Here is a 22,609-nt window from a genome sequence, read left to right on the forward strand (position 1 = left end):
TCCGCCGGAGATCAATGACGGAACGACTCTTGGGATGTGATGTCAGGCCAGAGAAAACGCGGGCCCGGCAGTCCCCGACGAGGGGATGCCAGGCCCGCGCCGCCACGTCGGCGGCGGCACCGCGCTGGATGACGCGAGCCCTCCCTGTGGGTCTACCGGCTTCGGCCGCGACTGGCATCTGGGCCGTCGGTCCTGCGCTGGGGCGGCCGCGCTTTGGAGTCGGTGCCCTGAACGGGACCGCGGCCCGGCTGGTCCGGCATCCGGGCCGAGGTGGTGCTATGAGCCCGGGCGGATGCGGCGGAGGGGCGCACCGGGAGGCCGAGACGCTGAACGTCGACGGGCTTCAGAATCGGGATTGTGCTCTGCTCGATCCGGGCCAGCCGATCCGGCCATTCCCCTCCGAGTCTCATGCCGGCTTCACGGAGCCGGAGCTGGGTGTCGGCGAAGCCGCTGCTCTCGGCGGCCGACAGAGGACGCGCGCGCTCGACTTCGACCCCGTCCCTCAGCCGTGGTGGAGCGACCCGTTCTCCGTTGTCGTCGGAGCTGTTGGTGTGCCGGGGCTTGCTCTCCCCTCTCCGGTAGACGCCTGCCAGGTGGACAAGGCGGCCGCGGTCGATGAGGTCGGCCAAGTCGAGGATGCCATGGAAGGACTCGTTGGCGTTGGCCTGGACAGTGAGGCGACCCTGCCCTCGGTCGGCGAGCTGCTCGAAGTAACGATTCGCGATGCCTTGGTCGCTCTCCGCCTTCGACACACCCATGAACAGTGCTTCGAGCCGGGCGCCGGACTTCCGGTAGGCCCGCATCTTGTCTGCTACTGCGGGTGCGTTCTGTGACGTCTCCTGAATGATCGCGTGGAGGCCGTGGGAGCGGACGTACTCCTCGGCCTGCGCCATCCAGGCGCGGCCGTCAGCCCGGGTGTAGGCAGCCATGAGGGTGTCGTCCCGAGCCATGAGCTCGTCGTAGGCGGGGTGGTAGGGCTTGTAGAGGTCGCTGTCGACGTCCACGAACCCACCATGCCGGTTGAGCGCGGTCGCGATCATGTGGGTGAGACGGCTCTTGCCGGCGCCAGGCTGTCCGATGAGGACGATCACCGTCGGTGTTTCCTGCGTCGCGCGTCCCTCCAGGAGGTCAGGGACAATCCGTTCACGGAAGATGCGGCGGTTCTCGGCCTCAGCCAACCGGTAACGCTCGACTTCCGCGGGGTCGATCACGCGCTCCCTCCCCGGACCTCTCGGGCGAGTTCGGCATAGCGTGCCCGGGCCGCGGCGATCTGCTCACGGTCGCTGGGCCGCAGCGCCTCCCGCTCACGGGCAAGGCGAGTCTGCGCCGCGCGCGCGGCCTGGATCGCCTCCGGGTCCGGTTCTACCTTGGCCTCCTCGGCGGCGATGAGGGCGCTGTATGCGCCGACCGCCCCGTTCACCGCCTCAATGGCCGCCTCGTATGCAGCCGTCTCTTCGTTCGACCACTCATACGCATCCAGTTCGTGCGTGATGGAGATTCCGTTGCGGGGTGCGGTCATGATGACCCCCTTCTCGAAGGTATCGATCATTGTCGTAAACGGGACGTGTGGCTCGTTCACATCTTGGAGGTTCTGGCACACATTCCGTGAGGACGGTCACCGACGCTGAAGTTCGTCGCCACCCGCCGGCCGTGGCGTTCAATCAGCCCACCCTTCGGTGTTGGAGCAGGACTCGTAGTGTCTGCGCCTGGAGGCGAGCACGGAGGACGTGCCCCGGTTGGGCGGGGGTCCGCCACGGCCGCCGGGTGAGGAGCGGGGCCGGGCGCGAGCGCACCCGGGTGTGGAGGCCTTGTCGTCGGTGGGTGTGTCGGTGGTGCTGGATATGGTGCGCGTCATGGACAGGGATCGGTTGGTCGGGGAACTCACGGGTTCGTGGGATGCGACGCGGGCGGTGCGGGACGCGTTGGTGGAGCGTGGGGCCGAGGTTGTGGGGCCGGTGCTTGAGGTGCTGTGCGATGAGGGGTCGCCGGTGGAGTGGACGGTCTCTTCGGATGTGCTGTGCCGGATCGGGCATCCGGCCCTTTGGCCCCTGGCCGGGGCTATCGCGTCAGCGGATTCGCCCGAGGTCGCGCGCAGGACCGGCTACTGCCTGGGACGGCTTCAGGTGGACGATTCGGCGGTCTACCTTCCCTTGCTCACCCACTCGCATCCGGCAGTCCGTGCCGACGCGCTGTTCGCGTTCCAGCGCCTGGGTGAGGACGCGCTGGCTTTCGCGGACCGGCTGATGCCGTTGCTGGGCGATGCGGACGCGGCGGTCAGGCAACGGGCTGTCCGGGTATTCGAGGCGATTGGCATTGCGGCGGTTCCGGCGTTGCGGCGCCTTCGCCGGGCGCCTGCTCCGGGCCCGCGGCTGAGGGCTGGTGCCCTGGAGGCCCTCGCGTCCATCGGCGGGCCGGCTGTCCTGGATGTACTCGACCGGGCAGCGGTGCGCCGGCTGACCCGGGTCAAGCAGCTCGACGAGGTGCTGGAGGGCATGCATCTGTGCGGTTCCTGGTACGCGGTGCCCACAACAGACCAGGGCGCGGTTCTGGAGGCCTTCGACCTGGGCGTGGGGGAGCCGATCACCGTACGTACAGGAGCCGCCGTTTGGAACCACGATCACCACAACTGGAGCGGCCGCGGTCATGACGGGTGCGCGCGGGTGTTCGTCAGCCCTGTGCTCGACGGTTTCACGCTCGTATTCGGCGGCTCGTCCCAGGACACGCACAGCATCGAGGACGCCGGGGATGACGGCCGGGACGAGGCAATGGAGCGTGTGGTGCGAGAGCGGTGTTCGGACTTGAGCCGCCGGTTTGGGGCCGCGCAGTGGTACGGGATGAGCTGCGGGGACGGATGGACTGCCTGGTGCATCGCCGAGAACGGTGAAGTGGTCCGCTTCTACGACGCCTTCGACGCGGAAGAGTCCGGCGATGACGGACCAGGACACCCGGCAGAAGCCGGCTACTTGCTCCCGCACGAGGATGGCTTCCCGGACGACGCCTTCGACGGAGTGAACCTTTCGGATTCCGAGGCCTTCAGGGCCCGGTATGACCGGATGAAGGAAGAGCTCGACATCCCCGACACCTGCTACGCCGTCGACATAGCCGCGCGGCTGTCAGTCGACCCCGGATCGATAGGGGCCGCCACATCCGTCAGCGGCCGTGGCCTCCTTGCCCTGACGGCATGCGGCAGAGAACACGGACACCCTGCTGGTGCGCTCCCCGTCTGACCGGGCCGATCCCGTCGGGCCTTCAAGCCTGCGGCAGATCGGGTTGGCGTGGGCCGGCGTCGCCAGTCAGCGTTCCCTCACGTCCCAAGCCGTCACGGGGAGGACCGTTACCGGGTCGTGTTGGCGAAGCTCGCTCTCACTGCGCCCGTGGCGCCCGAGGCGTCCAGGTCGGCGAGTACGGGGGAGTGGCCGTCGCCCCAGCTGATCATTGCGCAGAGCAGCCGGGCATTGTCGATGTTCACGGTTCCGGCCTCGTTCGCGGCGGCTTCCTCTGCGGCGGGGCCGGCCGCCGTCAGCTCGGTGCTGCGCCGGTGGAGGCTGGGATTGGCCGCGTACTGGTCGTCCTCGTCCTCGTGAACGAGCGGGCACCACAGGATCTGCAACAGATCCGTTGCCACGGGGAAGACAAGGCTGGGCACGTCTCGCGCATACGACACCTACCGGCGGCTGATGAACCGGCAGCTCAGCGTGCGGGAGTCCCGCCACCCCTCCAGGTGCTGGTGCTTCGCCGCCGCGCAGCCGTTCGGCGACGCGGCCGGCACGGTCCCGGAGATCAGGTGCCGAAGGCGGCCCGCACGAAGTGCGGAGCTTCGCTGCACCGTCTTTCCGGGACTTCCGTGCAGCGACTCCATGACAGCAACCGGACCGGCAGGGGGCATGCAAGACCACGCTGCACGGTCGAAGCGGGAGGCCGTCCGGCCCATTCCCCGTGCGATGCGAGGCAGTCCGGGGCAAGCATCGCCGTACACGTCCAAGCAAGGAGGCCGGCGTTGCCACGATCGCGAGCGGATGAAGCACCCCCACCCTTCACGAGGCTCCAGAATCCGCGCAGTCTGGTGCGCCCTGGGAGCCGACTTCGATGGGCCCCCCTGTTGGCGGTCGCCACCGTCCTGGCCTGCGTACTGCCGGCGGCAGCCACCAACGGAACGGTGTGGACGACCCTGGCTCCGCTGCCTGCGGCCCGGGACTTCCTGGGGGCGGCAACCGCACCCTGCCCCCCTGGCCAGACCGGCAATTGCGTGTACGCCATGGGCGGCCGTGACGCACTCGGCAACGCCACAACCCCCAGCACGGTCTCGGGCCGGGCTGAGTCGTACAACCGGCTCACCAATGCCTGGTCGACCGTCCGTTCGATGCCCACACCCCGGTGGGGGTTCGGCACGGCGAGCGCGCCCTGCCCGCCGGGGCAGACCGGCACCTGCGTGTACACCATCGGCGGGTTCACGGCCTTCACTCTCACGGGGCCGGACACGCCCGTTGCCACAGTGGAGTCGTACAACCCCGTCACCAACGCCTGGAGCACCATCAGCACACTTCCCACGCCGCGGGGATCGCTCGCAGCGGCTGCCGCGCCCTGCCCGCCGGGGCAGACCGGCACCTGCGTGTACGCCGTGGGTGGGGTGGACGGCACCGGCACTGCCCTGGGCCAGGTCAACTCCTACAACCCCGTCACCAACGCCTGGAGCCAGCCGACTCCCCTCCCCACCCCACGGTTCGGCCTCGCGGCTGCGGCCGCGACCTGCCCGCCCGGCCAGACCGGCCTCTGCGTGTACGCCATGGGAGGCGTCGACAGCAGCGCCGCCGTTCAGTCGAGCGTCCGCTCCTACAACCCGGCCACCAACGCGTGGAGCCCGGTGGAGCCGCTGCCTACCGGCAGGTACCTGCTCGCGGCGTCGTCTGCGCCCTGCCCGCCGGGCCAGAGTGGCACCTGTGTGTACACGGTCGGGGGCCGTGGAGGCCCCGGCTTGAATCCCCTGGGCACGGTGGAGTCGTACAACTCCGTCTCCAACGCGTGGACGACGCTGCCCGCGCTTCCAACGGCACGGTCGCACCTGGCGGCCGCCGTCATGCAGTGTCCGCCCGGCCAAGGCGCCATGTGCGTGTACGCCACGGGCGGCAGTGCGGGCACCGGCCTCCTGAGCGCGGTCGACGCCCTGGACCCGCCCCTGGACAGGACCGCCGATGACCAGGCCGTGGGGAGCGCCGCGAGCCCGTGAGCGGGAGCCCGCGGCGAACGCCGCCGATACGCCGATGTACTGGCAGACTGCGCAGGCCTGACCCGGTGGGTCTCCCACCGTCGCCTTACGCGGAGCGTTTCGGTGCCGGTGGGAGCAGGTGCCGGCCGACCCGCGCGCGTACGGAGCCCGAGACCAACACGAGGACGTCGAGGTGCAGGTACGACCCGTCCGCGAGGTCGCCCCGACCGGTGCCGGCTTGATCAGCAGACCGTGCCGGGCCGCGCCGCTGTGGCCTTGAGGAGATCGCGCAGCAGGGCGAGGTCGACCTTCTCGGGTCTGCGGAAGCGCAGGCATCCCTTCCCCACGTCGTGACCGGCCAGCCGTTCCTCGAACGCCTCGCGTACGTCACTGCGCATGACGTAGAAGGACAGGTACTGCTTCTGGCTCGCGAACGCGAACTCGCACGACCCGTCCCGTTCGTACGCGGGCATCCCATGCGCCATGACCTCGTCGAAGCCCGACAGCTCAGCCCGGCACAACCGACGTACCTCGGCCAACACGGCCTTGCGTTCCTCGGGAACCTCGGCCAGGTAGCCGTCGACGTCACTCGCCTCGCTCCGCACCATTCCGTGAGGGTATGCCGGATCGGCGGTCCTTCCCATCAGCCGCGTGAGTGCGCGGCCGGTCTGATGCGGCTCATTCCTTTCGGAGCGTGGCCGCGTGGTCGGGCACGACGGTCTGGAGTTCTTTGGGAGGTCGTTCGTATCCCGTGGACGGGGGTCGGGGCGGCAGGGTGATCTGTGGCAGGTCCATGTCCTCGTATGCGACCGAGGAGAGCAGGTGGGCGATCATGTTGAGTCTCGCGCTGCGCTTGTCGTCGCTCTCGACGACGTACCAGGTGGCGTCTGCCGTGTCGGTGTGGACGAGCATTTCGTCCTTGGCCCGGGAATAGGCTTCCCAGCGCGTGAGCGACTCCAGGTCCATCGGTGAGAGCTTCCAGCGCCGCAGCGGGTCCTGCGTGCGGCGGCGAAAGCGTTCTTCCTGCACCGCGTCGCTGACGGAGAACCAGTATTTGCGGAGCAGGATCCCGTCCTCCACCAGCATCCGCTCGAAGACGGGACACTGCCGCAGGAAGAGCTGGTGTTCCGCGGGCGTGCAGAAACCCATGACGTGCTCCACGCCGGCACGGTTGTACCAGCTGCGGTCGAACAGGACGATCTCTCCGGCGGCCGGCAAGTGCTGCACGTAGCGTTGGAAGTACCACTGGGTGCGCTCGCGCTCGGTTGGTTTCGGAAGGGCGGCGATGCGTGCCACGCGGGGGTTGAGGTGCTCGGTGACACGTTTGATGGTGCCCCCTTTGCCCGCCGCGTCACGGCCTTCGAAGACGATGACGAGCCTGGCGCCCTTCACGCGTACCCATTCCTGGAGCTTGATCAGCTCTGTCTGCAGTCGGAGCAGTTCCGCCTCGTAGGCCGCCTTGCGGAGTCCCACGTCCGTACCTCCTCATCGCTGGGGGCGCTTCGGTCAAGTCAGGCATGGCAGACATCCGCGCACAACCACGTCCTCGGGCCTCGGCGTGTCGATACGCCGGCCGCGCGAGGTCGGGCCTGGCGTCGTCTTGGTGGGAGCGGCCGCCGCACCGGCGACCGAGAAGCCAGTGGTTCGACGTGGTTCTGCTCCTTGCGGGGGAGGGTTCGTTGGTGGGGCTGAGGTGCCGGGACAGGAGATCCGGCTGTCGACGGTGACGACGCCTTCCACGCTCTGGCAGAGCCGGACGACGACGGGCAGCAGTTCGGGGCGCGGCGCGCCGTTGCTGGGTGGTGCTGGATGACTCGATGGGATCGGTTCCGGCGCAGCGCGGCGGCGGGAACGGGTCCGCTGTGAGAGGGCTCGCTGACGTGCCCACGCCAGTCGACTGCGCTTTCCTGAGTGCGTGCCGGGCCGACGCCGAGGCCGTCGTCCAGCCCTCGCGCGGAGGCCGGGAACCGGGCCGGGGCGGGGGTGCAGTCTGCTCCGAGCGGGGCATGACCGGCAATATGACGGCTGACCGCGCGGCGGGCGGGGCAGGTGTGGAGGGGTGAGAGAACATGCGCAGCACCGCTATGCCGTCGCCGTCGTCCGCCGGGGCGACTCTTGGCAGTGCACCCGGCTGGGGCGCGCCGCGCTCACCGGCCTCGACGAGGCGATCACCACCGTGCGCGAGGCGGGCACCGACGACGCCGACGTGGTGTTGGGACTCTTCAATGCGGACGAGGAGTTCTTCCTGATCGTGCGTCCCACCGCCGGCGGGACGGACCTGATGCTCTCGGACACGCGGGCTGCCGAGCAGCACACCCTCGCTGCCCAGGTGGTGGACGTCCTGCATGCCGAGGAATTGCGGGAAGGCGCTTTCGGTCCCTCGCCGGCCGGGGCGCTGGGCATCCTGACCGATGTGGGCGTCGGCTCGGCCGATATGGCCGCCCTCCTGCGAGCAGGTGCCGAGCCTGACGCACAACTGCGTGCGCTGGCCGAGCAGGCCGGATTCGGCGCTCAGTTCGAGGACGCCCGGCAGTAGGGGCGCAGCCGCGGCCTCGCTGGTGGATCAGGCGGCGGCGATCGCCGCGGTGAGGCCCTGGCCGGCCACCGGGCGGACCCCCACCGAAGCCATGGTCTCGTAGAGGAGGCCCGTTGGATGGTCACCGGCGGTGCCCGGCTATGCACCTCGTGTGGCATCGAGGTTGGGCGCGGTCTGAACAGCGGACCCGCAGCCTGCTCCGCCATCAGGCGCGGCGAGAACAGGCCCGCAGCCCGGCCGTCTCGTCGGGGCTCACGCCGTGTGCTCGGTGATGAGGGAGGTCACGGCTGCGATGGGAGGCCAGGACCATTGACCGGCGCGCACCACGAGCGAGGTGCGGCGGGTGCCGGCCAAGGGGTCGAGAGGCCGGAAGGCGACATCGGTGCGGTCCCGTTCGATTCCCGACTCGGCGAGCAGGGCCACTCCGAGGCCCGCCCCGACGAGGCTGTTCACCAGGTGCAGGCTGTCCATGCGATGCGCGATGCGCGGCGCGAAACCGGCGATCGCGCACACTCGCTGGACGAGTTCGTCGTCATCGGTGCCGCGCGAATTGGCGATCCATCCCGCTCCTGCGAAGTCGCGCAGTTCGGTCAGCGCGACGGGCCGTCCGGCGTCCGCGTGATGGGCGGGGACCGCGAGGAAGAGCGGTTGCTCCTCGATCTGCCGGACGCCGAGTTCCGGTGGGACCGTACGCGGCACCAGGCTGTAGTGGTAGACCACACCGAGGTCCATGCTGCCCGAGCGCACGAGATCGATGGTGTGATCCGGTTCGTGCTCGTAGGTCTCGACCTCGATCCGAGGAAAGGCCGTCCCCAGCCGCGCGAGCATGGGCAGCACCATCGGCTCGACCGCGGTGAAGAAGCTCGCGAGCCGCACGCGCCCCGCCGGCTCGGCCCCGCCGCTCAGCTCGGCCCGCGCCTCCTCCACCGCGGCGAGGATGGCGACCGCGTGCTCCGCCAGGCGTTCGCCCGCAGGCGTCAGCCGGACCCGCCGCCCCACCGGCCTCAGCAGCTGTGCACCGACCTCCGTCTCCAGCACGGCCAGGTGCTTGGAGACGGCCGAGGTCCCGTATCCGGTGGCCGTGGCGACCGCAGCCATGGTGCCCAGGCGGCCCAGCTCTACGAGCAGCCGAAGTCGGCCGAGATCCGGAAGCGGGCGCGTGTCCTGGGGTGCCATACGGCAATCATCCACTAATAGTGGCCATTGACGCCACTATTAGCCCGTGGACAGCAGGGAACGGTGCCCGCTCAAATGGCGGGATGAACGCCTCTGCCGCCCCCGTCGTGGCACCTCACCAGGTTGCCGCCACCTCCCACGGCCCGATGCGCCCCGCAGACCGGCCGCGCGGTCTGCCCGGGGCGGTGCTCCTCCTCGTCGCCATGGCGGTGCTGCACACCGGCGGTGCCCTGGCGACCGAGTTGTTCGACTCCCTCGGCCCGGCCGGCACGACCTGGCTGCGCCTTTCCTTCGCTGCCGTGTTCCTGCTCGCCTTCACCGGCCGGTCCTTGTGGCGAGTGGTACGTGCGGCCTCCCGGGCCGATCTGGTCGTCGCCGTGGCCCTGGGAGCAGTCAGCGCAGGCATGATGCTGCTGTTCTCGGAGTCCGCCGCGCGGCTGCCGCTGGGTACGGCGACGGCACTGGAGTTCCTCGGACCGCTGACCGTGGCCGTCGCCGGGTCCCGGCGCCCCAGGGAACTGGCGTGGCTGGCGCTGGCCGCGGCAGGCGTCCTGCTCCTCACCTCGCCCTGGACCGGCGTCACCGATTCCGCAGGAGTCCTCTTCGGGCTGGGGTCGGCCGTCTGCTGGGCGTTGTACGTCATCGGCACCGCGCACGTCGGCAGCAGGTTCTCGGCGCAGCACGGTCTGGCCCTCTCCCTCACGGTCGCCGCAGTCGTCGCCGCGCCGTTCGGGGCGCCGGAGACGGTCGTGAACCTCGACTGGAAGGTGGCCGCCGCGGCGGCGGGCATCGCCGTACTCATGCCGCTGGTCCCCTTCCTGCTGGAAATGAAAGCGCTCCAGCGCATGACCAAGACCACCTACGGCACCCTGGCCGGCCTCGAGCCCGCCGTAAGCCTGCTGGCCGGCGTGCTCCTCATCGCCCAGACCCCGACCGTCGTGCAGGCGGCGGGCACCGTACTCGTCGTCATGGCAGGGATCGGAGCGGCACGCCGGGAAACGGGCCGTTGACGGGTTCTGCCTGCTGCACCCGCTGATCGCGGAACATGTAAGCCCGACGCCCGGAGGCTCAACCGGTCTCTGGAAGGCTGCGGTTGGGAGGACAAGCAGGCGTTCCACAAGGGGGCTGGGGTATACGGGGGCCGGGGGAGCGGGTCCTGTTCGGCGGGCGGTACGTGCTCGACCAGAAGATCGGCGGCGGGGCCATGGGCGAGGCGACTGGCTCAACGACGATCGCTGACCCCGCCCGCCCCCTCCCCTCCCGCCGAGTCATCCGCGCGGCCCCGAATCGATCCCCGATCCGGGGCCGCGGGCGTTGGGCCGCCCGAGGGACCCCTGTCGTATCGGCGCCAGGCAGGAACCCGAGCCTGCCGGAGCGAGCGGAACCGGCCGGTCCCCTGCAAGAGTTGCGGTGTTCGAGGCCGCGCCCGTACCGGGCGTAGTGTCGATGACCGGCCTGACCAAAGGTCTTTCGTAGGGGAATGGGATCGTGGCGACTGAACACGTGGTGACCTGGATCTGCCATCCGGACGACTTCCTCCCGGAGTACGTGGACAAGATCTCTGCGCAGATGGAGGAGCGCTGGGCGCAGCCATGCGCGAAGCACGGCTTCTCCTTCCGCTTCATCTCCGCCAATGAGCTGGTGCCCGCCTGCGGCGACCGGCCCCGGCTGTGGCACAACGGCGTGGACCTGCTGGAGACGCGCCAGGCGTACATCGTCGACGACGTCAGCGGCGATCCGCAGGCCACGCACTTCCTGCGGGGCATCTACCGGGCCATCGACGCGAGCGACTCCGTGCTGCTCAACCGCTCCCTCGTCGGCTCCGAGAGCCTGGAGCGCGACAAGCTGGCCATCCTGGCGCGGGCGTCCGTACTGGGTGTCAGGACGCCGAAGACGGTGGCCCTGCCCTTCGGCCGCTACGCGAGGAGGGGACTGGACGTCGTCCGCGCGGAGATAGGCGAAGGCCCCTACATCCTCAAGGCGCGTGAGATGGGCATCGGCTTCGGAGTGCTGAAGCTGGACAGCTTCGAGCAGCTCCGTGCGGCCGTCGACATCGTGTCGCAGACCGGCCAGAACTACATCGTGCAGGAGTACCTGCCCAACCGCGGCGACCTGCGCGTCGCGATGGTGGAGGGCAAGTTCGTCGCGAGCATGCTGCGCAGCCCGGCCGAGGGTTCGTACCTCTCCAACATCTCCCAGGGCGGCAGCGCCAGCGCCAACCCGGACGTGGCGGCGGTCATGCACGACGTCGAGCGGATCGTTGCGAGCCTTCAGGCCGACTACCTCTGCGTGGACTGGCTGCTCACCGATGACGGCCCGGTCCTCGGGGAATGGGGAACGGCCATGGCCGAGTTCTCCAGCCTGCCCGAGCCCGCCCGGTCGCAGCTCGCCGACGCGTTCTTCACCTGGGTCGGCCGACTGCTCTCCGACGGCGAGGCTGTCGCCGCGGCCGACGAGACCCGCTGACCATGGAAGACAGCAAGACCGCGGTGAGCGCCCGGCCGATGACGGGGCACCCGCCGGCCGTCGCGGCGGGGCTGGGGTTCACCCTTCTGTCGAACGCCGGCCTGGCCATGGTGCTCACTCTGCTGCCCGTGGCGGTGCTGCACGGCGGCCGGATCGAGCCGACCGTCTTCTCGCTCGCGCTGTCGGTCCATGTCGGTGCGGCGCTGGTGGGCGCGGTGTGCACCCCGCTCGTGTTCGGTCGGCTCCACCCCGCGTGGACGCTGACGATCGCGTCCACACTTAAGGCGGCCGGTTTCGCCGCCGTCGTGGTCAGTACGCGGGACCCCGCCCTCTTCCTCTTCGCGGTGCTGGCCGGTCTCGGGGTGGGCGTGTCCCGCCCGGCGGTGCGGTCGCTCCTGACGGGTGCGGCGGGCGAGGATCGTCGCAGCCAGGTGTTCCAGGTGTTCTTCATTCTCCTGAACCTGGCCTACGTCCTTGCACCGGTCGCGGCCGGACCGGTGGGCCGGGCCGGGGTCCCCGCGCTGGTCGTCCTCATGGTGGCCGAGCTCGGCGTCGGCCTGACGGTCGGTCTGCTCGGCCGCGGGCTCGCCTTCGACGTACCCGCACGCGGCACGCGCGGCTTCGGGTCGAGTCTTGCCGTACTGAAGAACCGCGCCGCGGCCGTCGTGCTCGTCTACACCTTCGCGATCTACTTCGCGATGGGCTTCCTGTACGCGATGGTCCTGCTCTACGAGGTCGTCAACCCGGCGCAGGCCGAGCACCGGACACTGTTCCTGAGCTACCAGCCGCTGGCCATCATCGCCATCCAGCTGGCCCTGCTCCCCTTCTTCGCGCGGCTGCCCCGGGGCGCGCTCTACATGACCGTGGCCGGCGCGGGCGGCGTCGGGCTGGTGCTGTCGTTCACGAGCGGTCTGGTCGTGATCCTCGCCGGACTCACCCTCTTCGCGGTCGCGGAGTGCCTGGCCTTTCCCAAGATCCAGGTGGAGGCCGCGGACACCGTGCCCCCGGCCCAGCTGACCCAAGTATTCGCCCTGGTGAGCGTGGTGACCGCGGTCGGCGAGATCGTCGGGAACATGACGGCGGGGATCCTCGTCGGCGGCCCCGCCTCCTGGCTGCCCGCGCCCGCCCACTCCGGGATGGTCGTCGGCCTGCTCGTGGGCCTCGTGCTCCTGGTCGCCGGCGTCGCCGTCACCCGTTCCATCGCCCCGGACCGTGCGTCCGGCATCCCCCAACACTGAACTAGGAGACGTACCGATGTACCGCACGATGTTCAAGTCCAAGATCCACCGTGCCACGGTGACCCAGGCCGATCTGCACTATGTGGGTTCGCTGACGATCGACGCGGAACTCATGGAGGCGGCAGACCTGTTGCCCGGCGAGAAGGTGCAGATCGTCGACATAGACAACGGCGCACGCCTCGAGACCTACGTCATCGAGGGGGAGCGCGGATCCGGAGTGATCGGGATCAACGGAGCCGCGGCCCATCTGGTCCACCCCGACGACCTCGTGATCATCATCAGCTACGCGCAGGTGGCCGAGGCCGACGCCAAGGCGTTCGAACCGTGCGTCGTCCATGTGGACGGGCAGAACCGGGTGATCGCGCTGGGCACGGATCTGGGCGAGCCGGTGCCGGGTTCCCCGGAACTCGTACGCGGCAACTGACGCCTCGGCCGACGGCTCGGCCGGGCCGGGACGGCGGCTCACCGAGGGGCGTCGACGACCTTGCTGAGCAGGTAGCCCGCGTGCAGCCGGTTGCGCGCTCCGAGCCGCGCCATGACGTCCGAGATGTGACGCTGGCAGGTCCGCAGTGACATGCCCAGCCGGCGGGCGATCACCTTGTCCTCCACTCCCTCCACCAGCAGCTGGGATATGGCGAGCTTGATCTCCGCGGAGGCCCCCATCACCTGGTTCTGGTCGTAGGAGACCGGGAAGGGGCTGGCCGTGGGCCACACCCGCTCGAAGGCCTGGACGACGAAGTCCACGATGCTCTGGTCGCTGACGATCACGGCGCCCTGCGGATTGCCGTGCAGCGGCAGCACCGCGGTCTCCCGGTCGAAGACGATCAGCTGCATGAAGCCGTCACTGAGCATGCGGACTTGGGCGCCGAGAGGGGTCACGTACTTGACGTAGGCCCTGGTGGCCGGGTTGAACTGCGCGGTGTGCTGGTAGATGGTCCGCATGGTGACGTGGCGCCTGAGTACCAGTTCGGTGCGTTCGAGTGCCTCTTTGAGCACGTCAGCCGGGCGCGCGCCGCCGGGCTGGGAGGTCAGGATCTCCTGACTGGCGTGTGCCGACAGGCCGTTCAGGGCGCTGCGCACGGAGTCGATTTCCGGAAGGACCTCGATTTCGGGACGACGCAGCCGTTTCGCGGGACTCTGCTCGTAGATCTCGGCGAGGGAATCCAGCCGTTCCATCATGTGCATGATGTGCTGCTGCCTCTCCGCCAACTCCCTGACGGCCGGGGCGATGAGCTGGGCCCCGAAGATCCGCGGAGAGCTGGCGGTATATCCGCCGCCGGGGGTGGGCCACAGGAGATGGAGATCACACAGTGATCTCATCAGCCCCTCCGCTTCCTTGAGGTCCGTACCGATGGCGGAGGCGACTTCCGCCGGGGTGACCTTTTCCCGTTCGCAGGCGTACTCGTACGCCTGCAGGGCCCTGCCGTTCAAGGGAAGCGGTGAGACGTCATCAGGGGTGCCTAATATGTCCATTTAGCATCCTTTTGGGAAATTAAGCGTGGGCGGGTGGCCCGTTTTGCCGACCATCATATCCGCGCCTGGCGGTGATGCGACGTACCTGGGCCCTGGAGGTGGAGGCCCCGCAATGGCAAAGTAAGTCCTGTCCGAGAAATTCCTTCCAGGAAATGGGAATGTGATGTCGAATTCCTTCGTGAGAATCTCTGCGCCGGCCGGACTCGTTTTTTCTGCGGCGCTGCTCGTCATCGCCGCCCCCACCGCCCCGGTCGAATCGACCGCCACCTCGGCCGGTGGAAATCAGGAGGTCTCCTACTCCTTACCGGCCGCACCCGGGGCGCCCGAGCTCGATCTGGGATGGGGTCGGTGATCGAAGGGAGGTTCGGCGACTCGATCATCGTTCGCAGGCTGGAGCGGGGGCGGATCGCGGAGCTGGTGCTGGACCGGCCGCACGCGATGAACGCGGTCTCCATGGAGCTCGGCGCGTCACTGGCCGCTGCCACCGCCGCCCTCGCGGGTGACCCTTCGGTCGGCGTCACCGTGATCACCTCCACTGCCGAGCGTGCCTTCTGCGTGGGCGCCGACCTCAAGGAGCGCCGGAACTACACCGAGTCGGACCGGGCCCGGGCCCGGCCGGTCAGCCGGGCCGCGTACGCCGGGGTGCTGGCGCTGCCGATGCCCGTGATCGCCGCGGTGCACGGCTACGCACTGGGCGGTGGCTACGAGCTGGCGCTCTCCTGCGATGTCATCGTCGCCGATCCCGACGCGGTCATCGGGCTCCCCGAGACCGCCGTCGGCGTCATCCCCGGCGGCGGGGGAACCCAGCTGCTGCCGCGTCGCGTGGGCGCGGCGCGTGCCGCCCACCTGATCTTCAGTGGCCGCCGGGTCCCGGCGGTCGAGGCACTCGAACTGGGCCTCGTGGACACGCTCTCCCCGGCGGGTGAAGTGCGCGCGGCGGCTCTGGGAATCGCCCGTACCTACGCCGCGAACTCTCCGGTGGCGCTGCGGGCGGCCAAGCGCGCGCTGAGGCTCGGACACGGCGGGGACCTCGCGACCGGCCTGGAGGTCGAGGACGCGGCCTGGCATGCCGTGGCTTTCTCCGCCGACTGGGTCGAAGGGGTCGAAGCGTTCAACGAGAAGCGGCAGCCGAACTGGCCCGGTTATCGCGATATGGAATCCATCGTCACGGAACACTGATGAAAGCTGGAAGAGACTTGTTGCGGGAAGCTGAATCGTTCTCAAAACTCCGGGAAAAGGTGCTCGGCGAAGCGTCCCGGATTCACCTGGCCGCCGATCTCGATGTGCTGACCAGAAAGCAACTGGAAGAAATCCAGCAGAGTAATCTGGCGCGCACCGTAGAGGCCCTCGGGAAGAACCCCGCTGCGGCCGCCAGGTGGCCGGGAGCACTCGATGTCCGAGTCGCCCGCGATCTGGCCAGGCTCCCGCTCTTCTCGCCGGCGGACCTGCAGAGCACCTGCCCGCCCGGTACGGAGGACCTGGTCCTGGGCGACGGCGGTTCCGGGCTGGCCCTCCGCTCCAGCGGTACGTCCGGACGGCGCAAGGTCCTCTACCACTCCTGGGAATTCGCCGAGAGGGTCGCCTTCCTCGGGGCCCGCGGCGTGCTCAGCGCCCTGGGGTCGAGCCCCCGCCGCATCGCCAACTTCCTCTATCCGGCAGAGCTGAACGGTGCGTTCAGCTTCGCCCAGGACGTGACGCGGCTGCTCGACGCCATGGCCTTCCCCATGGGCAGTAGCGCCCTGGCCTCTCCGGAGACCCCCGAGGTCCTGCGCGACCACTCGGTGGACACTGTCATCTGCTCGCCGTCCGCCGGCATCAAGCTGCTCACCGAGGACACCGCCGGGGACCTGGCGGCCGTACGGAACTTCCTCTACATCGGGGAGATCCTCGGGGAAAGCCGGGAGCGGCAGCTCGCCGAGGTCCGCCCCGACCTGCGGGTGCGGTCGCTCTCCTACTCGACCAGTGAGACCGGCCCCATCGGCTACCAGTGCGCGTACCAGAGCGGCTCGACCCACCACCTGCACGAGGACGCCCTCGTCGTCGAGGTCATCGACACGGCCGCCGAGCGCATCCAGCCCGACGGCCGGGTCGGCGAGGTCGTCGTCACCACGCTGACCGACTCGGGGATGCCGCTCCTGCGCTACCAGGTGGGCGACGAGGGGTACATCGAGACCGGCGCCTGCCTGTGCGGCAGTGCCGCCCGCCAGCTGACCCTCGTCGGCCGGGTCCGCCAGTCCGTCAACGTGGACAGCACCACCATTTCCCAGGAACTGGTGATGGACCGGCTCGCCGGACTGGGCATCACCGACCCGGCGGACTGCCAGTTCCAGGTGCTGACGGACGAGGCGGGCTTCTCGATTCGGCTCCTCGTCTCCGACCGGACCCCGTCCGGGCTGACGGCGGACGACGCCGTGGCCGCACTGCGCGGCGCCTACCACATGCAACGGGTCTTCACGGCTCCCTCCTACCGGGGGCTGACGGTGGAGCGGGTCGACAGCTCGCGGTTCCATCACACGGACCGCGGAAAGGTCCCGTTCTTCCACGAACATCACACCGACTGACGGAACCTCAGGTTCCACCACCTACACATCCGCATTCAGGAGATGCTTCGATGCCTCTTACCACAGAACCCGCCAACTGGGTCGCTGCCCGTGTCAGCAAGACGTCGGACGCATTGACCAGAGCCATCGCGGATGACCTGACCGGTCACGTCTTCACCGCGAGGGAAGGCAAGGAGGTGACTCTGAGCGGCGGCGACCGCGCCGTGGAGTTCATCTCCTGCTCCTACCTCGGACTGGACACCCACCCCGCCCTGGTGGAGGCCGCGGCGGCCACCGTGCGTCAGGTCGGCGTCCAGTTCTCCTCCTCCCGGACCCGTATGCGGTTCGAGGACCTGGAAACCCTTGAGTACATGCTCGGCACCGTCTACGGCGGCCGTCACGTCACCTGCTTCACCTCCGTGGGCAGCGTCCACCTCGGGGTGCTGCCTTTGCTGGGCACCGGCGTCCTGCCCAGTTACCCCGTCTCTCCGGACGGCGTCGCCTTCTTCGTGGAGCGCACCGCGCACGCCTCGATCCAGGTACTGCGCGGAGTGCTCGAACAAATAGGCACCGTAGCCCGGTTCGACTTCGAGGACCCGGACGGCCTCGCCGAGGCCATGGCCGGGGCGCGCGCCGCCGGACGCACGCCGATCGTGCTCGTGGACGGTGTCGGCTCCATGGGCGGTCTGATCAACGTCCGCGGGCTGTCCGAGCTGTGCGCGGCCGTCGAGGGATACCTCTACGTGGACGACGCCCACGGTGTGTCGATCACCGGCCCGCGCGGCGCCGGCTTCGCCTACGAGGAGTTCGGCGGCGCCGACGGCGACCTGCCGGAGTCCGTCATCGTGGTCGGCTCCCTCGCGAAGGCCTTCGGTGCCGGCAACGGCGGCTTCGTCGTGCTGAACACCGAGGAGGACACGGTCAAGCTGCGAAAGTTCGGCAATCCGCTGATCTTCGGTGGCCCGATCGCCCTGCCCGTGGTCAGCGCCTGCCGGGCCTCCGCCGAACTCCACCTCGACGGCACCGTGGCGCGGCTTCAGGAAGACCTGTGGCGCAACACGGAACTCTTCGACTCCCGTACCGGCAACGCCCTGTTCAACGCCGGTACCCGGTCACCGATCCGCGGTGCGCTCTTCGCCGCGGAGGAGGAGGCGCTCGACGCCGCCGCGCGGCTGCGCAAGGCCGGAGTGATCGTCACCCCGGCGTTCTTCCCGACGGTGGCGAAGGGCAGCGGCCTGATCCGGATGGCCGTCTCCGCAGCCCACACCACCGAGCAGATCGAGCTCGCCACCAGCGAACTGGGGAACGTGGCATGACGATGTCCGCCATGGGGGGCCTGTCCGTCACCGGACAGGAGCGGATGACAACGGCGAACTCCGGCCCGAGGCCGGCGATCGTCGGATTCGGCACCGCCACGCCCGCCAACTCGTACAGCCAGCGCGAGATGCTGGACCTCTTCCACATCGAGGACCCCAAGGTCCGGTCGGTCTTCCTCAACAGCGCCATCGAACGCCGTTACCTCACCCTGCCGCCCGAGCTCTCCGACGGAACGCGTGCGATGGAGACGCAGGGCGAACTTCTCGCCAAGCACAAGGCGCACGGGATACGCATCGGCGCGCAGGCGCTGGAGACCGCGCTCAAGCGGGCAGGTCTCGCACTGTCCGACATCGGCTATCTCTGCTGCGTTTCCACCACCGGCCTGCTGACGCCCGGCTTCTCGGCCCTGCTGATCAAGGAACTGGGACTGCCCACCTCCACCAGCCGGCTCGACGTCGTCGGCATGGGCTGCAACGCCGGGCTCAACGCGCTCAACGCGGTGGCGGGTTGGTCGATGGCCAACCCCGGCCGCCTCGCCGTCATGGTGTGCGCGGAGGTCTGCTCGGCCGCCTACGTCTTCGACGGGACCATGCGCACCGCCGTCGTGAACAGCCTCTTCGGCGACGGCGCCGCCGCCGTCGCGATGGTCACCGGCCTGCCGCGGGAGGATTCCGCCGAGGACGACCGGGACGACCCCCTGCCGACCGGCACCGTGCTCAAGTTCGCCAGCCGCATCATTCCCGAGGCCGTGGACGCCATGCGGTACGACTGGGACGACGAGCAGGGCAAGTTCAGCTTCTACCTCGACCGCGACGTCCCGTACGTCGTCGGCGCGCACGCCGAGGGCGTCATCGACCGCCTCCTCGACGGCACCGGCCTGCGGCGCGGCGACATAGACCACTGGCTCGTGCACTCCGGCGGCAAGAAGGTCGTCGACTCGGTGAAGGTCAACCTCGGCCTGACGCCGCACGCGGTGCGCCACACCACCGGCGTGCTGCGCGACTACGGAAACCTCTCCAGCGGCTCCTTCCTCTTCTCCTACGAGCGGCTGATCGAGGAAGGACGAGTGAGCCGGGGCGACTACGGCGTGCTGATGACGATGGGGCCCGGCTCCACGATCGAGACGGCGCTCGTCCAGTGGTGACAACCAATCCGACCGAAGGAAGTACGACTGTGCCCACCACTCCCCTCACCCCGAGCCTCACCGACGGGGCAGCAGCCGTCCTGACGGTCGGCGGCAACGAGCGGCTCACACCCGAACTCGTCTCCCGAGTCGCGTCCGTGGTCGCACAGGCCGAGAGCGCCGACAACGGAGTCGTCCTGCTGCTCCTGGGCGGCGACGCCGCGCCGACCGCGCAGGACCCGGCCGACTTCCCGTCCTCCGGCACCGGCATCCACCTCGTCAACACCTGGGAGCGCGTCCTGCGACGGCTGGAGAACGCCGGCCGTCCCAGCCTCGCCGTGGTCGAGGGCGACTGCACGGGTCCCGCGCTCGAAGTGCTCCTCATCGCCGACTACCGGCTCGCCGCCCCCGACGCGCGGCTGCGGCTCGCGGGTGCCGAGGACGGGGCATGGCCGGGAACGGCCGTGCACCGGCTGGCCAACCAGATCGGTACGGCCCGGGCACGCCGCCTGCTCCTGCTGCGCCCCTGGCTGAGCGCTGCCGAGGCCGCGGCCGGCGAGCTGGTGGATGAGACCGCCGGGAGCACGCAGAAGATCCGGGAGCGTGCCGCCGCCCTCGCGGGCGTACTGTCCGCGCTGCCCGGCCAGGAGTGGTCGATCCGGCGCAGGCTGCTGTTCGACTCCGGCCTCAGCTACGAAGAGGCACTCGGCGCCCACCTCGCCGCTTGCGACCGAAGCCTGCGACGGCAGCAGCCGATGCCGTCCACCCGTCCGTGACCACCAGAGGAATCCCGTGCTGACCATCGGATCCCCCCGTCCCACTCCTTCCCCCGGTCCGCTGCCGGACGGAGCGTTCGCCGGGGCCGCCGCGGCCCTCGCGGCCGACATCCGTGAACGCGAGGCCCCGCTGGCCGGCCTGCCGCCCCGGACCGGCCGCTCGGCCGAGCAGCAGGAACAGGCCGCCCGGATCCACGAGGCGTGCCGGTCCCGGCGGGCGGGCTTCCTGCGCGCTCACGCGCAGGACGTGTACGACCACCTGACCGCGGGACGGACCCTGCGGCTCGGCCTCGCGGAGCTCGTGGCGGCAGCGGCGCAGGCCTTTCCCGGACTCGTACCCACCACCGGGCAGCTCGCGGAGGAACTGCGCCACGTCCAGGAGGACAAGGAAGGCCGGGAGATCGACCAGGGGATCTTCTTCCGGGAGATCCTGAGGCTGCCCGGAGCCGGGGGACACCTGGTGGACGTCCTGCGCGACCCCACCCCCGAGGCGCTGGCGCTGCTGGACGGCTTCCGTTCGACGGGGCGCGTCGACCTCGGCAAGGTCAGGCTGGAGCGCCGTGACGCGGGCGGGCACGTCACGTTCCACAACGAGTCCTGTCTCAACGCCGAGGACAACGAACTGATCGCCCAGCTGGAGGTCGCCGTCGACCTCGTCCTGCTGGACGACGGGATCAAGGTCGGCGTCCTGCGCGGTGCGCCGATGACGCATCCCCGCTACCAGGGGCGCCGGGTGTTCAGCGCCGGCATCAACCTCTCCGACCTGCACCACGGCAGGATCTCCTTCGTCGGATTCCTGCTCCAGCGCGAACTGGGCTACATCAGCAAGATGCTCCGCGGCCTGTCGACCCGCGGGCGGGGGGACGCGTACCCGGCGCACGGCATCGAGAAGCCGTGGGCCGCCGCGGTGGACGGCTTCGCCATCGGCGGCGGGACCCAACTCCTGCTGGTCATGGACAAGGTGATCGCCGCCGCGGACTCCTACCTCAGCCTTCCGGCTGCCCAGGAAGGCATCGTCCCCGGCGCCGCGAACTTCCGCCTCAGCCGTTCCGGTGCCCGGGTCGCCCGCCAGATCGTCCTGGGCGGGCGCAAGCTGTGGGCCGGCGACCCGCAATCGGGACTGCTGATCGACGAGGTCGTGGACCCGAAGGCGATGGACCGCGCCGTGGAGGACGCGGTGGAACAGCTGGCCGCGCCCGCGGTGCTGGCCAACCGGCGGATGCTCCACCTCTCCGAGGAACCGGTGGACGCGTTCCGCGCCTACATGGCCGAGTTCTCGCTGGCCCAGGCACTGCGGCTGTACGGGGACGACGTGCTGGACAAGGTCGGCAAGTTCTCGGCCAGGTCCGCCGCCGTGGCGAACGAGGCCGGGCACGTACAGGCAGACGCACAGGCACAGGCACAGGCACAGGCACAGGCAGAGGCAGAGGCAGAGGCATGAGACCAGTGACCGGGAAGGTGCTGGAACGCGAGTCCCTGCACTCCTCCCTCGATTCGCCCGTCATGGGGTCGATCAACTTCCTCAACGAGGTGATGGGCCGCTTCCCGGACGCCATCTCGTTCGCGCCCGGCGCCCCGCACACCGCCTTCTTCGACGAGATCGACATTCCGCGGCACCTCGCCCGGTACCGGCGCTACCTCGAAGAGGAGCGCGGACTGGCCTCCGCGCAGGTGGACCGGCTGCTCTACCAGTACGGCCCCAGCCGCGGCCTGATCAACGAGCTGGTGGCGCAGGCCCTGAGGGCCGACCAAGGCATCGACGTCCCCGAGGAGTCCGTCGTCGTCACGGTGGGCTGCCAGGAGGCGATCCTGCTGGTCCTGCGCGCCCTCTTCACCTCCCCCCGGGACCTGCTGGCCGTGGTCAACCCCTGCTTCGTCGGACTCTCCGGGGCGGCGAACCTCCTGGGCATCGACACGGTCCCGGTGGACGACACCGAAGAGGGCCTGGACTTCGCGCAGCTGGACGAGGTGTGTCGACAGGCACGCGAGAGCGGCTCCCCGATCCGGGCCATGTACGTGGCACCGGACTTCTCCAACCCGTCGGGCAGTCGCCTCGGTCTGGAAGCACGGCACCGGCTCCTCGCCACGGCTGAGCGGGAGGACTTCCTGCTGCTGGAGGACAACGCGTACGCCTTCACCACCACGGACGAGGCATCCCTGCCACCGCTGAAGGCGCTGCCCGGTGGCGAGCGGGTCGTGCACCTGGGCACCTTCGCCAAGACGTGCATGCCCGGCGCCCGGGTCGGCTACGTCGTCGCCGACCAGCCGGTGCGGCGGGCCTCGGGCGGGACCGGCCTGCTCGCCGACGAACTCGCCACCGTGAAAAGCATGGTGACGGTCAACACCTCGCCGATCTCCCAGGCCGTCATCGGCGGCATCCTGCTGGAGCACCGGGGGTCGGTGGCCGAGGCCGCCCGCGCCAAGGGCGAGCTCTACCAGAGGAATCTGCGGGTGCTGCTGGACGCCCTCGACCGCCACCTCGGGGCGGGCACCGGCACCCCGGCCGGAGTGTCCTGGAACCGGCCCAGCGGAGGGTTCTTCGTCCGCCTGCAGCTCACCGTGCCGGCCGACGAGCCGCTGCTCCAGCGCTCGGCCCAGGAGTTCGGTGTGCTGTGGACACCCATGTCCCACTTCTACATCGGGTCCGGCGGCGACCGCCAGCTCAGGCTCGCCTGCAGCTATCTCGACCCGGAGCAGATCGAGGAGGGCGTCCGCCGCCTGGCTCGTTTCCTGCGCGCTGTCTGTCCCTGAGCCCCTGAGC

General features: G+C 69.7%; 21 protein-coding genes. 14 read left to right on the top strand and 7 right to left on the bottom strand.

What is annotated here, in order from left to right:
- Nucleotides 1-152: 152 nt before the first annotated feature.
- Together ACFYYJ_RS08555 and ACFYYJ_RS08560 are read right to left on the bottom strand one after the other, a co-directional pair.
- Nucleotides 153-1,211, bottom strand: a complete 1,059-nt coding sequence (locus tag ACFYYJ_RS08555) for a zeta toxin family protein (protein ID WP_389129986.1) — start codon at nt 1,209-1,211, stop codon at nt 153-155.
- The gene (locus tag ACFYYJ_RS08560; RefSeq protein WP_385125389.1) at nt 1,208-1,549 is read right to left on the bottom strand and encodes a hypothetical protein; all 342 of its coding nucleotides are present in this window, start codon (nt 1,547-1,549) and stop codon (nt 1,208-1,210) included. Before ACFYYJ_RS08560 ends, ACFYYJ_RS08555 begins: the two co-directional genes overlap by 4 nt.
- Nucleotides 1,550-1,817: 268 nt before the next feature.
- On the opposite strand from ACFYYJ_RS08560, the gene ACFYYJ_RS08565 reads away from it, so the two are divergent.
- The gene (locus ACFYYJ_RS08565; RefSeq protein ID WP_389129990.1) at nt 1,818-3,227 is read left to right on the top strand and encodes a HEAT repeat domain-containing protein; all 1,410 of its coding nucleotides are present in this window, start codon (nt 1,818-1,820) and stop codon (nt 3,225-3,227) included.
- A gap of 107 nt (nt 3,228-3,334) precedes the next feature.
- On the opposite strand, the gene ACFYYJ_RS08570 is transcribed toward ACFYYJ_RS08565, so the two are convergent.
- Nucleotides 3,335-3,625, bottom strand: a complete 291-nt coding sequence (locus tag ACFYYJ_RS08570; protein ID WP_389129993.1) for a hypothetical protein — start codon at nt 3,623-3,625, stop codon at nt 3,335-3,337.
- A 474-nt stretch (nt 3,626-4,099) separates the two neighbouring features.
- Between ACFYYJ_RS08570 and ACFYYJ_RS08575 the strand changes: the two genes are divergently transcribed.
- A complete protein-coding gene (locus ACFYYJ_RS08575; RefSeq protein ID WP_385360462.1) occupies nt 4,100-5,224 on the top strand; it encodes a Kelch repeat-containing protein in 1,125 nt (374 codons plus the stop codon).
- A 221-nt stretch (nt 5,225-5,445) separates the two neighbouring features.
- Here ACFYYJ_RS08575 and ACFYYJ_RS08580 read toward each other — a convergent pair whose 3' ends face one another.
- Nucleotides 5,446-5,811, bottom strand: coding sequence for an iron chaperone (locus ACFYYJ_RS08580; RefSeq protein ID WP_389129996.1), 366 nt, complete (start codon nt 5,809-5,811; stop codon nt 5,446-5,448).
- Nucleotides 5,812-5,881: 70 nt separating this feature from the next.
- Nucleotides 5,882-6,676 carry a polyphosphate kinase 2 gene (ppk2, locus tag ACFYYJ_RS08585; protein WP_389129999.1) on the bottom strand — a complete coding sequence of 265 codons (795 nt, stop codon included), beginning with the start codon at nt 6,674-6,676 and terminating at the stop codon, nt 5,882-5,884.
- Nucleotides 6,677-7,262: 586 nt separating this feature from the next.
- On the opposite strand from ppk2, the gene ACFYYJ_RS08590 reads away from it, so the two are divergent.
- Nucleotides 7,263-7,739 carry a tRNA adenosine deaminase-associated protein gene (locus ACFYYJ_RS08590; protein WP_389130002.1) on the top strand — a complete coding sequence of 159 codons (477 nt, stop codon included), beginning with the start codon at nt 7,263-7,265 and terminating at the stop codon, nt 7,737-7,739.
- A 252-nt stretch (nt 7,740-7,991) separates the two neighbouring features.
- Here the strand turns inward: ACFYYJ_RS08590 and ACFYYJ_RS08595 are convergent, their stop codons facing one another.
- Entirely contained in the window at nt 7,992-8,915 is a 924-nt protein-coding gene (locus tag ACFYYJ_RS08595; protein ID WP_385360470.1) for a LysR substrate-binding domain-containing protein, read from the bottom strand.
- 83 nt (nt 8,916-8,998) lie between these two features.
- Between ACFYYJ_RS08595 and ACFYYJ_RS08600 the strand changes: the two genes are divergently transcribed.
- The 4 genes from ACFYYJ_RS08600 to panD all read left to right on the top strand — a co-directional run bounded on the left by ACFYYJ_RS08600 (nt 8,999) and on the right by panD (nt 13,043).
- Nucleotides 8,999-9,925, top strand: a complete 927-nt coding sequence (locus tag ACFYYJ_RS08600) for a DMT family transporter (RefSeq protein ID WP_389130006.1) — start codon at nt 8,999-9,001, stop codon at nt 9,923-9,925.
- Nucleotides 9,926-10,403: 478 nt separating this feature from the next.
- The gene (locus ACFYYJ_RS08605) at nt 10,404-11,381 is read left to right on the top strand and encodes a RimK family alpha-L-glutamate ligase (RefSeq protein WP_385125379.1); all 978 of its coding nucleotides are present in this window, start codon (nt 10,404-10,406) and stop codon (nt 11,379-11,381) included.
- A gap of 2 nt (nt 11,382-11,383) precedes the next feature.
- Complete coding sequence (locus tag ACFYYJ_RS08610) at nt 11,384-12,619, top strand: hypothetical protein (RefSeq protein ID WP_389130010.1); 1,236 nt, start codon at nt 11,384-11,386, stop codon at nt 12,617-12,619.
- 16 nt (nt 12,620-12,635) lie between these two features.
- Nucleotides 12,636-13,043 (top strand): aspartate 1-decarboxylase, encoded by a 408-nt coding sequence (panD, locus tag ACFYYJ_RS08615; protein ID WP_384731468.1) that lies wholly within the window; start codon nt 12,636-12,638, stop codon nt 13,041-13,043.
- 38 nt (nt 13,044-13,081) lie between these two features.
- On the opposite strand, the gene ACFYYJ_RS08620 is transcribed toward panD, so the two are convergent.
- On the bottom strand, nt 13,082-14,092 hold the full coding sequence (locus ACFYYJ_RS08620) for a LuxR C-terminal-related transcriptional regulator (protein WP_385360477.1): 1,011 nt from the start codon (nt 14,090-14,092) through the stop codon (nt 13,082-13,084).
- Between the two features lie 348 nt (nt 14,093-14,440).
- Between ACFYYJ_RS08620 and ACFYYJ_RS08625 the strand changes: the two genes are divergently transcribed.
- The 7 genes from ACFYYJ_RS08625 (at nt 14,441) to ACFYYJ_RS08655 (ending at nt 22,599) form a co-directional block, all read left to right on the top strand.
- Complete coding sequence (locus ACFYYJ_RS08625; RefSeq protein WP_389130016.1) at nt 14,441-15,271, top strand: enoyl-CoA hydratase/isomerase family protein; 831 nt, start codon at nt 14,441-14,443, stop codon at nt 15,269-15,271.
- Nucleotides 15,272-15,375: 104 nt separating this feature from the next.
- Nucleotides 15,376-16,653 (top strand): phenylacetate--CoA ligase family protein, encoded by a 1,278-nt coding sequence (locus ACFYYJ_RS08630; RefSeq protein ID WP_385360484.1) that lies wholly within the window; start codon nt 15,376-15,378, stop codon nt 16,651-16,653.
- Nucleotides 16,654-16,703: 50 nt separating this feature from the next.
- Complete coding sequence (locus tag ACFYYJ_RS08635; protein WP_389130020.1) at nt 16,704-17,948, top strand: aminotransferase class I/II-fold pyridoxal phosphate-dependent enzyme; 1,245 nt, start codon at nt 16,704-16,706, stop codon at nt 17,946-17,948.
- A 44-nt stretch (nt 17,949-17,992) separates the two neighbouring features.
- Complete coding sequence (gene dpgA, locus ACFYYJ_RS08640; RefSeq protein ID WP_389130501.1) at nt 17,993-19,093, top strand: 3,5-dihydroxyphenylacetyl-CoA synthase DpgA; 1,101 nt, start codon at nt 17,993-17,995, stop codon at nt 19,091-19,093.
- A 29-nt stretch (nt 19,094-19,122) separates the two neighbouring features.
- On the top strand, nt 19,123-19,848 hold the full coding sequence (gene dpgB / locus ACFYYJ_RS08645; protein ID WP_389130023.1) for an enoyl-CoA-hydratase DpgB: 726 nt from the start codon (nt 19,123-19,125) through the stop codon (nt 19,846-19,848).
- A 16-nt stretch (nt 19,849-19,864) separates the two neighbouring features.
- On the top strand, nt 19,865-21,289 hold the full coding sequence (dpgC, locus tag ACFYYJ_RS08650) for a (3,5-dihydroxyphenyl)acetyl-CoA 1,2-dioxygenase DpgC (RefSeq protein ID WP_389130026.1): 1,425 nt from the start codon (nt 19,865-19,867) through the stop codon (nt 21,287-21,289).
- Entirely contained in the window at nt 21,286-22,599 is a 1,314-nt protein-coding gene (locus ACFYYJ_RS08655) for a PLP-dependent aminotransferase family protein (RefSeq protein ID WP_389130029.1), read from the top strand. The genes dpgC and ACFYYJ_RS08655 overlap by 4 nt, the downstream gene beginning before the upstream one ends.
- Nucleotides 22,600-22,609 lie beyond the last annotated feature (10 nt).

The organism is Streptomyces sp. NPDC002467 (genome assembly GCF_042889825.1).
GTDB lineage: Bacteria > Actinomycetota > Actinomycetes > Streptomycetales > Streptomycetaceae > Streptomyces.